This is a genomic window from Kribbella sp. (genome assembly GCF_035655035.1).
Lineage (GTDB): Bacteria > Actinomycetota > Actinomycetes > Propionibacteriales > Kribbellaceae > Kribbella.
Window position 1 is genome coordinate 1 of the sequence record NZ_DASRVN010000764.1, and the last position, 12,932, is coordinate 12,932.

Genomic DNA, 12,932 nt, shown 5'->3' on the forward strand with positions numbered 1-12,932 from the left:
CGGTTGCGCGGGCTGCTGATCGCGCTGGCGCTCGACGCCGGCCGGGTGGTTCCGAAGGCGACGCTGGTCGACTGGATCTGGGGTGAACAACCCCCGGCGGATGCGTCGAATGCCTTGCAGCGCCTGGTCTCCCGGCTGCGCAAGGTGCTTCCGGTCGAAGGGCACACGGACGGTTACCGGCTGCAACTCGATCCGGACGACGTCGACGCCGTACGGTTCGAACGTCTGCTGACCCGGGCCCGCACCGACCAGGACCCGCAGGGCGTCCGGCTGCTCCGCGATGCCCTCGCGCTGTGGCGTGGACCCGCGATGCAGGACATCGGCCTGACCGAGAGCGGCGCGTTCGACGCCGCGGTCACGCGTCTCGACGGCCTTCGGCTGGCCGCGATGGAGGACCGGTACGATGCCGAGATCACGCTCGGCAACGGCGCCGACCTCGTGACCGAGCTGACCGACCTGGTCGCCGCGCACCCGGTCCGCGAACGCCTGGTCGCCGCCCTGATGCGCGCCCTGGTCGCCTCCGGCCGCGACACCGAGGCGCTGCGCGTGTACGAGCGCACCCGCGAGACGCTCGCCGACGAGCTCGGCGTGGATCCCTCGCCAGAGCTGTCCGCGCTGCACGTCGCGCTGCTCCGCGGCGAGCTGGTACGCCGGGACGAGAAGCGCAACACCAACCTGCGCGAGGAGCTCACGACGTACGTCGGCAAGGACGCCGACGTGGCCGCCGTCCGTGACCTGGTCGCCGGGCACCGCCTGACGAGCCTGATCGGGCCGGGCGGATCGGGCAAGACCCGGCTCGCGACCGAGACCGCCCGCACCCTGCTACCGGATCTGCCCGACGGCGCGTGGATGGTCGAACTCGCGGCGATCGGCGCCGACGGTGACGTGGCGCAGGCGACGCTCGGCGCGCTCGCGCTGCGGGACGCGCTGCTCGGCGACGTACCGGAGGCGGACCCGACGGACCGGGTGATCGCCGCCGTCCGGGAGCGGTCGATGCTGCTGATCCTGGACAACTGTGAGCACGTGATCGAGGCGGCGGCGAAGTTCGCGTACCGGGTGCTCGGCGAGTGCCCGCGGCTCCGGGTGCTGGCCACCAGCCGGGAGCCGTTGGGGATCACCGGCGAGGCGCTGTGGCCCGTCGTACCGTTGGCACTCCCAACGGAAACGGCGGATCCGGCCGAGATCGGCAAGTCCCCGGCGGTCCGGCTGCTGCAGGACCGGGCGAGCGCCGTACGGGCGGATCTCGCGTCGGACCCGGCGACGATGGCGCGGATCTGCCGCGCGCTGGACGGGATGCCGCTGGCGATCGAGCTGGCCGCGGCGCGGCTGCGGACGATGTCGCTCGAGCAGTTGGCGAACCGCCTCGACGACCGGTTCCGGCTGCTGACCGGCGGCAGCCGTACGGCGCTCCCCCGGCACCGCACGCTCCGCGCGGTGGTCGACTGGAGCTGGGAGCTGCTGTCCGACGCGGAACGTTCGGTACTGCGGCGGCTGTCCGTGTTCGCCGGCGGCGCGAGCCTGGACGCGGCCGAGCACGTGTGTGCGGACGGGGACGTCGAGTCGTGGGAAGTGCTCGACCTGCTGACCGCGCTGACCGAGAAGTCGCTGGTCGTGGTGAAGGACGACGAGCGGTACCGGCTGCTCGGGACGATCAAGGAGTACGCCGAGCAGCGCCTCGAAGAAGCAGGTGAGACCGATCGGGTCCGCCGCGCGCACCTCGGCTACTTCACCGAGCTGATCGAGACCGCGGACCCGCACCTGCGCCGCGCGGAGCAGCTGGAATGGCTGGCGATCCTGGAGCCGGACCACGACAACATCGCCGCCGCGATGCGGGGCGCGCTGACCGCCGGGGTGGCCGCCGACGCGATGCGGCTGGCCGCGGCGGCGGGCTGGTACTGGTGGTTCGCCGGGCACAAGGTCGAGGGCAACGAGTTCCTGCTCGCGGCGCCGGGGCTGCCGGGCGAGGTACCGGACGACATCCGCGCCGTGGTGTACGCGTTCGTCACCGGGATCATGACGTCCGGCCGCGGGCGCGACGAGTACGACGCGGAGGACTGGATCCGGAAGGCGGCCGAGATCAGCCGGCGGATCGACAACCCGCACCCGGCGGTGACGCTGTCGCAGGCGCTGGAGCGGTTGCTGGACGGGCCGGACCAGTTCGTGGCGGCATTCGAGCAGCTGCTGACCGACGACGATCCGTGGGTCCGGGCGCTGGCGCGACTGCAGACCGGCAAGATGCGGATCATGCTCGGCGAGGGCGGCCGGGACGCGGATCTGGCACTGGCGACGGCGCTCGAGGAGTTCCGGGCGATCGGCGAACGCTGGGGTATGTCGTTCGCGCTGACCGAACTGGCGGACCGGGTCGCGGTCCGCGGCGAGTTCGCCGACGCGTGCGAGTACTACGAGCAGGCGATCGCGGTGGCGACGGAGGCCGGGGCGACCGAGGACGTGGTCCGGATGCGGTCGCGGCAGGCACAGCTGTACTGGCTGGCCGGCGACGAGGACGCGAGTACGGCGGCGATGGCCGAGGCGCAGCGGAAGGCCGAACGGGTCGCCTGGCCGGAGGCGCTGATCGAGCTCGCGCTGTACAAGGCGGAGCTCGCGCACTGGAAGGGCGACGTACCGGAGGCGCGCCGGCAGCTCACCCTGGCGACGACGTTGCTCGGGCACGAGGCCGAGCGGGCGAACCTGCGGTCGATGATCGAGGACCGGCTCGGCTACCTGGCGACCGATCCCGGCGAGGTCCGGCGGCACCGCGCCGCGGCGTTCCAGGCCGCGATCGAGAGCGGGCACGTCCTGGGCATCGCCCAGATCCTGGTCGGGATCGCGGACCTCGCGCTCCGCACCGGCCAGGACGAGCAGGCCGCACGGTTGCTCGGGGCAAGTACGTCGGTCCGCGGGCTGCCGGACCGCTCGAACCCGAACGTGAACCGGATCGAGGCCGAGACGCGCCGGCGCCTCGGTGACACGAAGTTCACCGAGGCGTCCGACGAGGGCAGGCAGGCGAGCTGGCGAGAGCTTGCCGAGGTCACGCTCGCTTCGTGAACGTCGAGGTCGCCCAGAGGTAGCCGACGATCCCGATCCCGAGGCACCAGGCGAACGCGGCGATCAGGTCACCGGTGTGCGGTGCGCCGTTCAGCAGCCCGCGCAGCGACTCGATGATCGGCGTGAACGGCTGGTACTCCGCGAACTGCTTCACGCCCGGCCCCATCTTGTCGGCCGGCACGATCGCGCTGCTGAAGAACGGCAGCATCACCAGCGGCACCGAGGCGAGGCCCGCGGTCTCCGGGCTCTTCGCGAAGAGCCCGAGCGCGACGGTCAGCCAGGCGGTGGCGATGCCGAGCAGTACGACGAGACCGATCACGCCGAGCCACTGCCCGAAGCTCGCGGACGGCCGGAACCCGAGCGCGAACGCCACCCCGATGATCGCCGCGATCGCGATCAGGTTGGTCAGCACGCTGGCGATCACGTGCCCGGTGAGGACCGCGCCGCGCGGGACGTCCATCACCTTGAAGCGGTTGATGATGCCCTTGGTCATGTCGGAGTTCACCGCGGTCGCGACCGCGCCGAGGCCGTAGCAGACCGCCAGCAGGAGCATGCCGGGCGTCGCGTAGTCGACGTACGGTACGCCGACGCTGAAGGCGTCACCGAGCATGTAGACGAACATCAGCATCACCACGACCGGCATCAGGACCGCGTTGAACACCGACGTCGGGTTCCGGGCGATGTGCTTGAGGTTGCGGCGCAGCATCACCATCGAGGGGTTCTTCATTTCGCTGGTACCTCCGTGGTGTCGTGGCCGGTCAGGGCCAGGAAGACGTCGTCGAGATCAGGGGTGTTGACGGAGAACTCGCCGGCGTTCAGCGAGTACTCGTCGAGGCTGTCGAGCAGTGCGCGGACGGACCGGGTGCCGCCGTCGCTGGGGACCCGCAGCGCGAGCGCGTCGTCGTCGCGGGTCGAGTCCGGGAAGATCCGGGCGGCCATGTCCAGGTCCGCGACCGAGTCGAAGCGGAACCGGACGTGGGTGCCGGGCAGCTGCCGCTTGAGTTCGTCCGGCGTACCCTCGGCCACCAGCCGGCCCTTGTCGAGGACCGCGATCCGGTCGGCCAGCTGGTCGGCCTCGTCGAGGTACTGCGTGGTGAGGAAGATCGTCACGCCGTCGGCCAGCAGTTCGCGGATGATCGTCCACATCGTCCGCCGGCTGCGCGGGTCGAGGCCCGTGGTCGGCTCGTCCAGGAAGATGATCTGCGGGTCGCCGACCAGCGTCATCGCCAGGTCGAGCTTGCGGCGCATGCCGCCCGAGTACGTGGCCGCGGTCTTGTCGGCCGCCTCGGTCAGCTCGAAGCGCTCCAGTAGATTGTCGACAATCCGCTTGTCGGCAGTGACCGGGCTGAGGTCCACCATCAGCTGGAGGTTCTCGCGCCCGGTGAGCAGCTCGTCGACGGCCGCGAACTGCCCGGTGACGCCGATCGCGGACCGGACCGCCTTGGCGCCGTCCGCGACATCGTGCCCGGCGACCCGGACCGTACCGCCGTCCGCCTTGATGAGAGTGGTCAGAACGTGCACCGTTGTGGTCTTGCCGGCCCCGTTCGGGCCTAACAGCGCGAAGACGGTACCCGTGGGGACATCGAAGTCGATGCCGTCGAGCACGGTCTTGTCACCGAATGCCTTGCGCAGTCCTGTGACCGCGATCGCCGAAGTTGTCATGCAACCACCATCGGCAGGACCCCTGACACCCACCTGACACGCCGCCTACACGGTGTCAGTACCGGTGTCCGCCCGCAGGACCAGAGCCCCGACGGCGCTTGCAAGACGAGGGCCGCGGCCCGGTCCGCCTGCAGTCACCCTGCGACGGAAGCGAGCGAGCCGAGCAGGCGCAGTTTCTCGGCGGACGGTGAGCCGGGCTCGGCGGTGTAGAGCATCAGGATGTGGCCTGGCTCCACGGTGACGGCCTCGGCGCGCATGATCGCCCTCTCCCTGCTCGCACTGATCACCAACCAGAAAGGTTCACTCCCATGCGTGGAGTCATGATGTACGGGCCCGGCGACGTCCGGGTCGAGGACCGGCGGGATCCGGTCGTCGAACAGCCGACGGACGCGATCATCCGGCTGAGCGCCACCTGCGTGTGCGGCTCCGACCTCTGGCCGTACCGCGGGCAGGACACGCTCGACGGACCGGCGCCGATGGGGCACGAGTACGTCGGTGTCGTCGAGGCGACCGGGTCCGCGGTGACCACCGTGAAGCCCGGTGACTTCGTCATCGGATCGTTCTTCGCGTCCGACAACACCTGCGAGATCTGCCGCGCCGGGTACCAGTCCCGGTGCATCCACGCCGTACCGATGGGGGCCGTCGGCACCCAGTCCGAGCTGGCCCGGGCAAGACGGTCGCGGTCGTCGGTGACGGCGCGGTCGGGTTACTCGGCGTACTCGCCGCCAAACAGCTCGGCGCCGAGCGGATCATCGCGATGAGCCGCCACGAACCGCGCCAGCAGCTGGCCCTGGAGTACGGCGCGACCGACATCGTCACCGAGCGCGGCGACGCCGGCGTGGCCCGGATCAAGGAGCTGACCAGCGGGTACGGCGCACACAGCGTGATCGAGGCCGTCGGCACCCAGGAGTCGATGATGCAGGCGATCCGGTCGACCCGGCCCGGCGGCCACGTCGGATACGTCGGGGTCGCCCACGAGGTGGCGCTGCCCGGCGACGAGTTGTTCTTCTCGGGCGTCCACCTGCACGGCGGACCGGCGCCAGGCGATCAAGGCCCTGCTGCTTCCCTGATCATGGAAGCAGGAGCAATTTCCCGGTAGTACGGCGGGATTCGAGGTCGCGGTGTGCCTGCGCGGCGTCGGCGAGGCGGTACCGGCCGCCGATGCGCGGCGTGACCTGGCCCGTGCGGACGAAGTCGAACACTTCGTTCGTACGGCGTACCAAGGCCGCGCGCGTCGGTACGTGGTCGGCGACGGCTGGATACGACAACAGGATGCTGTTCGGCAGCTCGGCCGGATCGAACGTCGGGTTGCCGATCAGCACGCCGTAGTACACGTGCACCCCATGTCGGCGCAGGGCCAGCTGCGACGAGCGGAACGTCGCCGCGCCGGCGCCGTCGTACACCACCTGAGCGCCCTCGCCACCGGTCAGCTCCCGCACCCGGTCCTCGAAACCGCCGCCGCTGGACACCAGGACGTGATCGGCGCCGGCCTCCTCCGCCATCGGGACCTTCTCGGCCCGCGACACCAGCCCGATCACGCGGCCGCCCCGCGCCTTGATCAGCTGGGTCAGCATCATCCCGACACCACCCGCGGCGGCGTGCACGACCGCGATGTCACCGGGCCGGATCGCATACGTCTCGGTGGTGAAGTGGTTGGCGGTCAACCCCTGCATCAGCACCGCCGCGGCGGTCTCGTCGTCGATCTCGTCCGGCACCCGCACCAGCGCCTCCGCCGGGATGGCGAGTTGCTCGGCGTAGCTCCCCCGGTGGTAGCGCCACGCCACCCGATCGCCGATCGCGAGACCGTCCACGCCCGCGCCCAACGCGGTCACGACACCCGCTCCCTCGACGCCCAGCACGGTGGGCACCGACCACGTACGCACCGGCATCCTCCGGACACCCGTGTCCATGAAGTTGACCCCGGCCACGCGGAGGCGCACCCCGACCTCACCCGGCCCCGGCACCGGATCGGGGAACTCGGTCCAGGTCATCACCTCCGGGCCGCCGTACTCGCGAACGAACACCGCGTGCATGTCTGCCTTCTCTCGTTCCGGAATCTGCTCGACGCCCCGAACGTAGGCCGCAGAAAATGGACCAGCAAGTACAGAATCGGAACCACCGGCTTTTGCCGGAGGGTTGACGGAAAAATTCGGAGCTCTTAGCGTCGCGGGGTGCAGACGCAGTCCGGAGTACAGGCACTCGTGCGGAGGACCCACGAGGAGCGGGTTCTGCTGGTACTGCGGGAGCAGGGCGCGCTCAGCCGGAACCAGATCGCCCGTGCGGTCGGCCTGTCCCGTACCACCCTGTCCGAGATCACCGGCAGCCTGCTGCATCGCGGCGCGATCGTCGTGATCGACACCGACGCGGCGGACCGGGAAGGCAGCGGGCGGCCGGCCGAGCGGCTGGCGCTGGACCCGGCGTCCGGGCAGTTCATGGGCGTGGACTTCGGTCACGGCCGGGTACACGTCGTGGTCGCGGACGCGTCCCACGAGATCGTCGCGTCCGGCTCCGACCGGTACGAGGACCGGGTCGACTGGCCGACCCGGCTGGAGGTCGCGTTCGGCCTGCTGGAGCGGCTCAGCGCGGAGTTCGGCGTCCACTACGGCGCGTTGCAGGGCGTCGGCATCGGCGTACCCGGGCCGTACTCCGGCAAGCCCGGGGTCCGCGGCTTCCCGTCGCACCGCGCGGCGGCGGACGGGTTCCACGAGGCGTCCGTCGACGAGGCGTTCGGCGAGCGCTTCGGCGCCCCGGTGGTCGTCGACAACAACACCCGGCTGGCGGCGCTCGCCGAGGCGACGTTCGGCAGCGAGGCGATCGAGAACCTGCTCTACGTCCGGCTCTCCGACGGTGTCGGCGGCGGCCTGGTCGTCGGCGGCCGGCTCGTCTCGGGCTCGGCGGGCCTGGCGGGCGAACTCGGGCACGTGACCGTGCGGCCCGACGGCAACCCGTGCCGCTGCGGCAAGCACGGCTGCCTGGAGACGATCGCCTCGACCCCGGCGATCCTGGCGGCCTGCCGGACCGCGGGCCTCGCGGTCGAGACCCTCGACGACCTCGCGACCGCCGTCGCCCGCTCACACCCGGTGGCCGACCAGGTCCTCCGGGAGGCCTCGGCCGCGCTCAGCCAGGTGCTGGCCGCGGTCGGCATGGCGCTCAACCCGGCCGAGATCGTGATCGGCGGCGAGATCACCCGGATCGCGCCGGTGATCGTCGAGCAGGCCGCGGCCACGGTCCGGTTCGAGCTCTTCCCAGGTGCCGCCTCGCCGGGCGTCCGGTCGGCGTACCTATCCGACGACGACGGTGCACTCGGGGCACTCGCCGCCGTCTTCCACAGCTCGCCGCTACTGGCCGGCTACCCGGAAACGCCGGCCCGGCTGCGGCCGGCCACAACCCAAGGAGTGGCCGATGGCCGCGCTCACTGACCAGACTCCCAGCAGTACGACGCCGCGGGGCGGCCGCCAAGTGACCGACCGGAAGAACATCCTGTTCCTGATGACCGACCAGCACCGGCTCGACACGCTCGGTGCCTACGGCAACCAGTTGGGTACGACGCCGCACCTCGACGAGCTGGCCCGGACCGGGACCCGGTTCGACCGCTGGTACACGCCGACCGCGATCTGTACGCCGGCCCGCGCCAGCCTGCTCACCGGGCAGGCGCCGTTCCGGCACAAGCTGCTGGCCAACTACGAGCGCAACGTCGGGTACATCGAGGACCTCGATGAGGGGACGTTCACGTTCTCGCAGGCGCTGCGCGACCGCGGGTACAACTGCGGGCTGATCGGCAAGTGGCACGTCGGCACGAACAAGTCCGCCGGCGACTTCGGCTTCGACGGGCCCGACCTGCCGGGCTGGCACAACCCGGTGGACCACCCGGACTACCTGGCGTACCTCGCCGAGCACGACTTCCCGCCGTACGAGATCTCCGACCGGATCCGCGGCACGCTGCCGAACGGCGGACCGGGGAACCTGCTCGCCGCGCGCCTGCACCAGCCGGTCGAGGCGACGTTCGAGCACTACCTCGCGACGCGCGCGATCGAGCAGCTCGAGTCGTACGCCGGGGAGCCGTTCTTCCTCGCGCTGCACTTCTTCGGACCGCACCTGCCGTACATCCTGCCGGACGAGTACTTCGACCTGATCGACCCGGCCGACGTCGAGCTGCCGCGGTCGATCGCGGAGACGTTCCACGGCAAGCCGCCGGTACAGAAGAACTACAGCGCACACTGGACGTTCGACACGATGCCGATCAAGACGACGCGGAAGCTGATCGCGATCTACCAGGGGTACGTGGCGCTGATCGACTTCGAGATCGGCCGGGTGCTGGCCGCGATGGAGCGGCTCGGGCTGACCGACGACACGGCGGTGTTCTTCACCTGCGACCACGGGGAGTTCACCGGCTCGCATCGCCTGCACGACAAGGGGCCGGCGATGTACGAGGACATCTACCGTACGCCGGGTCTGCTCCGGGTGCCCGGTCAGCCGGCCGGCGTCGTCCGGGACGAGTTCGTCAGCCTGCTCGACTGTACGGCGACGATCCTCGAGCTCGCGGGCGCCTCGGCGGAGCCGGCGGTCGATTCACGCAGTCTGCTGCCGCTGGTGACGGGCGAGCCGGCCGAGTGGGCGGACGACATCGTGTGCGAGTTCCACGGGCATCATTTCCCTTATCCACAACGGATGCTGCGCACGGATCGGTACAAGCTCGTGGTCAATCCGGACTCGGTGAACGAGCTGTACGACCTGGAGCTGGATCCGGACGAGTTGCTCAACGTGTACGAGCACCCGGAGCAGGCCGCCGTACGGTCGCGCATGATGCGCCGGCTGTACTCCGTACTGCGGGACCGCGGGGACAACTTCTACCACTGGATGACGTCGATGTACGACGTGGGCGACGTCAGCTACGACCCGAGCATGAGCGGCCTGGACGAGTCGACGTACGAATAGCGTGGTGGGCCGGAGCCGCGGCTATCTGCGGGTCAGGTGGGTGAGGGCGCGGCGGAGTTTGGGGTCGCGTTTGGAGGCGGCGTGTTCGAGGAGGGCCACCTCGGCGACCAGGCCTACCCACAGGCGCGCGGTCTGTCTGGGGTCGGGCCAGCCGAGGGCGGCGAAGTCGGCGCGTACCTCGTCGGCGCTGGTGGTGTTGCGAGCCAGGATCTCCTCGGCGATCTGCGGGTCGGCACGGGCCTCCAGCAACAACGCCCGTACCCCGCGGTGCTCGAGACAGGTGTCGAGATAGGTACGGGCGATCACGTCCAGCCGGTCGGCGCCGGGCTCCAGGCCGTCCATCGCGGCCCGGATCCGCTCGAACAGGCGGTCGTGGAACTCCCGGTGCAGCGAGATGACGTACGTCGACCGGTCGCCGAAGTGATGGAAGAAGGTGCCCTTCGACACCCCCGCCTCCTCGACCAGCAGGTTGACGCTCAGCCCCAGCAACCCGGTCCGCTCGGCCAGCCGCAGGCCCGCGTCGACGAGCCGCTGCCGGGTCTCCGCGGCGGCTACCCGACGCTTCCCGGCACTCACCCGAGGTCCGTTCCCTTCAGCACCCATCCGACCATGGTCGCAGGTCCGGATCGTGTATGGTCTTGACCGACCGGTCGGTCAATGAAATCGAGGAGCATCCCATGCCGAGCCTTCCGTCCACCGCGGGCCGGGTCGCCTACTCCGACACCGGAACCGGCCCCGTTCTCGTACTCCTGCACGCCACGCTGCACGACCGCCACGACTACGACCCGGTGCTGCCCGCGCTCGCCGCCGACCACCGCGTCATCGCCGTGGACTGGCCCGGCCACGGCGAGTCGGACCCCGACGCCGGCGGCCGGCCGGTGACCGCTCCGCTGCTCGCCGACGTCCTCGAGGAACTCGTCCTCGCCCAGGACCTGCGCGGCCTCCGCCTGATCGGGAACTCCGTCGGAGGTTTCGCCGCCGCCCGGCTGGCGATCCGTCACCCCGACCGGGTCGCGGGTCTCGTCCTGGTCGACAACGGCGGCTTCGCCGGCCACGACCCGTTCTCCCGGACCCTGTTCCGCGTCATCGGCACGCCGGCCGTCGCGAAGCGCCTGATGCCGTACTTCGTCCGCAGCTACATGCACCCGCAGACCCCGAGCGACCACGCCATCGTCGACCGCACCGTCGCCCGCGCCCGGACCGAAGCCGGCGCCACCCTCGCCGCGTCGATGTGGCGCAGCTTCGCGACCCCCGCGCACGACCTGCACACCCAGGCCGCCCGCCTGACCGCACCCACGATGATTGCCTGGGGCAAGAAAGATACCGCCGCCCCGCTCCGGGCCGGCCGCGCGACTCACAAACACCTGCCGAACGCCGCTCTGAAGACGTTCGACACCGGCCACGTGGTCTTCTCGTCCGCACCCGAAGCGTTCCTCCAAGCCGTTCAGCCCTTCTTGGCCTCGCTCCCGAGATAGGCCTCGAACGGACCCTGTACGTCGGCAGGCGCAGACCGCAGCGCGTCCTCGTCCGGCCGCGCCGGTGTGATCACCGGGACATGCAACAGTGCGTCGTACGCCGTCAGCACGTCCACCTCGCCGTAGTGGTCCGCGAGTACCCGCTGTCGTCCTGCCGCGCGGACCGCTCGTACATCCTGGTCCGACAGCCCGCGGAGATCGACGCCGAACGGACCGGCATGGCTCGCCGCCAGTAGTCCGTCGATGCTGTCCGGTGCGGCCGGCGGGAGCGGACCGAACAGCGTGCCGGTGTAGAACTCCGGCCCGTTCGTCAGGATCTGCCCGGTGTCCATCGTCGTACCGATGACCGCGTACTCCTTCCCGAGCCGCTCGGCCAGGTGCATCCCGAGCGGGGTCATCGGCGGCATCCCGGGCAGCGCACCCGGCCGGCGCTGGACGTGGCCGTTGTGCGCGGCGAGTACGACCCGCTCCTCCCGGCCGAGGATCCACTCGACGGTGTCCGCCATCGTGGCGTCGCGGATGTTCATCATCGACAGCCGGTCGCCGCCCGCCATCGCACGGGCCAGCGCGTCGAGCGCGACCGCGCCCGCCAACGCGCACCGCGCCTCGCCGTAGGCGTCCCGGGACGTACGGTCGACGTACTCCAGCCGCCGCGCCGCCATCCGCGTCACCAGCCCGGCGACTCCCGCGGTGAACGCGTCCTTCGTCGACTGTTCGAGCTGCCCGTACGCCGCCATCGCCGCGGGCGCGGAGAACGGCGACGACACCGCGAGCGCCCCTGCGGTGTCGCGAATGCCGGGGTCGGGCTCGAACTCCGGATCGGCGACGGCGAGGTACTCGAACAGCAGTTCCAGCCCGGGCAGCGTCGACACCACCGAACCCGGAAGGTCGATCCCGTAGAAGCCAACCCTCCCGTCCTGCTGCCGCAGCCACTCGAGCAGATCGCGCATCTCGGTCCAGAACCCCATCAGCGAGGTCAGGCCGGTGGCGAGTACGGGACCGAGCTCGTCCGGCTCACCACCTCGGACCCAGGCGTCCGTCCGTCGTCCTTCGGGGAAGCCGGACTCCATCGCGTACGCGGTGAACCCGTGCCGTTCGACGAGGTACCGCAGTACCCGATGACGCAGTACGAGGAACTCGTGGTTGTAGTGCGAGCTCTCCCCGATCGCCACCACCCGCGCGGCGCCGATCACGTCGTCGAGCCACGTCAGGTCGTCCAGCGGCCCGTCCAGCTCCAACGGGTGCACGGCCGCTTCGCTCAGTCCAGTCACCACGGACCTCCATTCCCAATTTTGCTAACGGTACCAAATCTGGGATCGTTGGGCCATGGATCCGCTCGACCTGCTGCTGCACCCGGTCCGGCTGCGGATCGTGCACGCCCTGTCCGGCGGCCGCGTGCGGACCACGTCCGACCTGTGCGCGCGGCTACCCGACGTACCGAAGACGAGCGTGTACCGGCACGTCGCGCTCCTCGCCGAGGGCGGCGTACTGGAGGTCGTGGACGAGCAGCGCGTCCACGGCGCGGTCGAGCGCCACTACCAGCTCCGCGCCGACCGCACCCGCATCGGCCCCGAAGCAGCCGCCACCATGACCCTCGACGACCACCGCCGCGGCTTCACCGCCACCATGGCCGCCCTCCTCGCCGAGTTCAACACGTACCTGGACCGCCCCGGCGCCGACCCCCTCAAGGACTCGGTCGGCTACCGCCAAGGAATCCTCTGGCTCTCCGACGCCGAACTGGCCACCCTGATCGAAGACATCCAGCAAGCCCTCACCAAACACGCCCAAAACACCCCCACCCCCGCCCGCACCCCC

Annotated in this window: 11 protein-coding genes and 1 pseudogene; 6 read left to right on the top strand and 6 right to left on the bottom strand. The window is 70.6% G+C overall.

Annotation, left to right across the window (positions count from 1 at the left end):
- Window positions 1–3,045, top strand: a 3,045-nt coding sequence (locus VFF46_RS38775) for a BTAD domain-containing putative transcriptional regulator (protein ID WP_325042272.1), incomplete at its 5' end; no start/stop codon positions are given.
- Here the strand turns inward: VFF46_RS38775 and VFF46_RS38780 are convergent.
- From VFF46_RS38780 to VFF46_RS38790, 3 genes are all read right to left on the bottom strand, one after another.
- Complete coding sequence (locus VFF46_RS38780) at window positions 3,029–3,772, bottom strand: ABC transporter permease (protein WP_325042273.1); 744 nt, start codon at window positions 3,770–3,772, stop codon at window positions 3,029–3,031. The two genes, VFF46_RS38775 and VFF46_RS38780, sit on opposite strands and share 17 nt — an antisense overlap.
- Window positions 3,769–4,707 (bottom strand): ATP-binding cassette domain-containing protein, encoded by a 939-nt coding sequence (locus VFF46_RS38785; RefSeq protein WP_325042274.1) that lies wholly within the window; start codon window positions 4,705–4,707, stop codon window positions 3,769–3,771. The genes VFF46_RS38780 and VFF46_RS38785 overlap by 4 nt, the downstream gene beginning before the upstream one ends.
- Before the next feature lie 134 nt (window positions 4,708–4,841).
- Window positions 4,842–4,964 (bottom strand): hypothetical protein, encoded by a 123-nt coding sequence (locus VFF46_RS38790; protein ID WP_325042275.1) that lies wholly within the window; start codon window positions 4,962–4,964, stop codon window positions 4,842–4,844.
- A gap of 51 nt (window positions 4,965–5,015) precedes the next feature.
- Here VFF46_RS38790 and VFF46_RS38795 point away from each other — a divergent pair.
- Window positions 5,016–5,749 (top strand): annotated as a pseudogene (locus tag VFF46_RS38795) (zinc-binding dehydrogenase); the annotation flags it as partial.
- A 28-nt stretch (window positions 5,750–5,777) separates the two neighbouring features.
- On the opposite strand, the gene VFF46_RS38800 reads toward VFF46_RS38795, so the two are convergent.
- On the bottom strand, window positions 5,778–6,740 hold the full coding sequence (locus VFF46_RS38800; protein WP_325042276.1) for a quinone oxidoreductase: 963 nt from the start codon (window positions 6,738–6,740) through the stop codon (window positions 5,778–5,780).
- 138 nt (window positions 6,741–6,878) lie between these two features.
- Here VFF46_RS38800 and VFF46_RS38805 point away from each other — a divergent pair, with 138 nt between their 5' ends.
- The gene (locus VFF46_RS38805; RefSeq protein ID WP_325042277.1) at window positions 6,879–8,126 is read left to right on the top strand and encodes an ROK family transcriptional regulator; all 1,248 of its coding nucleotides are present in this window, start codon (window positions 6,879–6,881) and stop codon (window positions 8,124–8,126) included.
- On the top strand, window positions 8,110–9,642 hold the full coding sequence (locus VFF46_RS38810) for a sulfatase-like hydrolase/transferase (RefSeq protein ID WP_325042278.1): 1,533 nt from the start codon (window positions 8,110–8,112) through the stop codon (window positions 9,640–9,642). The genes VFF46_RS38805 and VFF46_RS38810 overlap by 17 nt, the downstream gene beginning before the upstream one ends.
- A gap of 21 nt (window positions 9,643–9,663) precedes the next feature.
- Here VFF46_RS38810 and VFF46_RS38815 read toward each other — a convergent pair whose 3' ends face one another.
- The gene (locus VFF46_RS38815) at window positions 9,664–10,218 is read right to left on the bottom strand and encodes a TetR/AcrR family transcriptional regulator (RefSeq protein WP_325042279.1); all 555 of its coding nucleotides are present in this window, start codon (window positions 10,216–10,218) and stop codon (window positions 9,664–9,666) included.
- A 101-nt stretch (window positions 10,219–10,319) separates the two neighbouring features.
- Here VFF46_RS38815 and VFF46_RS38820 point away from each other — a divergent pair, with 101 nt between their 5' ends.
- Window positions 10,320–11,117, top strand: a complete 798-nt coding sequence (locus tag VFF46_RS38820) for an alpha/beta hydrolase (protein ID WP_325042280.1) — start codon at window positions 10,320–10,322, stop codon at window positions 11,115–11,117.
- Here the strand turns inward: VFF46_RS38820 and VFF46_RS38825 are convergent.
- Window positions 11,087–12,388: an erythromycin esterase family protein gene (locus VFF46_RS38825; RefSeq protein WP_325042281.1), complete on the bottom strand. Its 1,302-nt coding sequence runs from the start codon at window positions 12,386–12,388 to the stop codon at window positions 11,087–11,089. The two genes, VFF46_RS38820 and VFF46_RS38825, sit on opposite strands and share 31 nt — an antisense overlap.
- A gap of 55 nt (window positions 12,389–12,443) precedes the next feature.
- Here VFF46_RS38825 and VFF46_RS38830 point away from each other — a divergent pair.
- Window positions 12,444–12,932, top strand: a 489-nt coding sequence (locus VFF46_RS38830; RefSeq protein WP_325042282.1) for a helix-turn-helix domain-containing protein, incomplete at its 3' end; no start/stop codon positions are given.

Excerpts from the sequence above, each read along its gene's own strand:
- VFF46_RS38810 (WP_325042278.1), top strand. The coding sequence starts at position 8,110 with ATGGCCGCGCTCACTGACCAGACTCCCAGCAGTACGACGCCGCGGGGC.
- VFF46_RS38820 (WP_325042280.1), top strand. The coding sequence starts at position 10,320 with ATGCCGAGCCTTCCGTCCACCGCGGGCCGGGTCGCCTACTCCGACACC.
- VFF46_RS38790 (WP_325042275.1), bottom strand. The coding sequence starts at position 4,964 with ATGCGCGCCGAGGCCGTCACCGTGGAGCCAGGCCACATCCTGATGCTC.
- VFF46_RS38800 (WP_325042276.1), bottom strand. The coding sequence starts at position 6,740 with ATGCACGCGGTGTTCGTTCGCGAGTACGGCGGCCCGGAGGTGATGACC.
- VFF46_RS38785 (WP_325042274.1), bottom strand. The coding sequence starts at position 4,707 with ATGACAACTTCGGCGATCGCGGTCACAGGACTGCGCAAGGCATTCGGT.
- VFF46_RS38780 (WP_325042273.1), bottom strand. The coding sequence starts at position 3,772 with ATGAAGAACCCCTCGATGGTGATGCTGCGCCGCAACCTCAAGCACATC.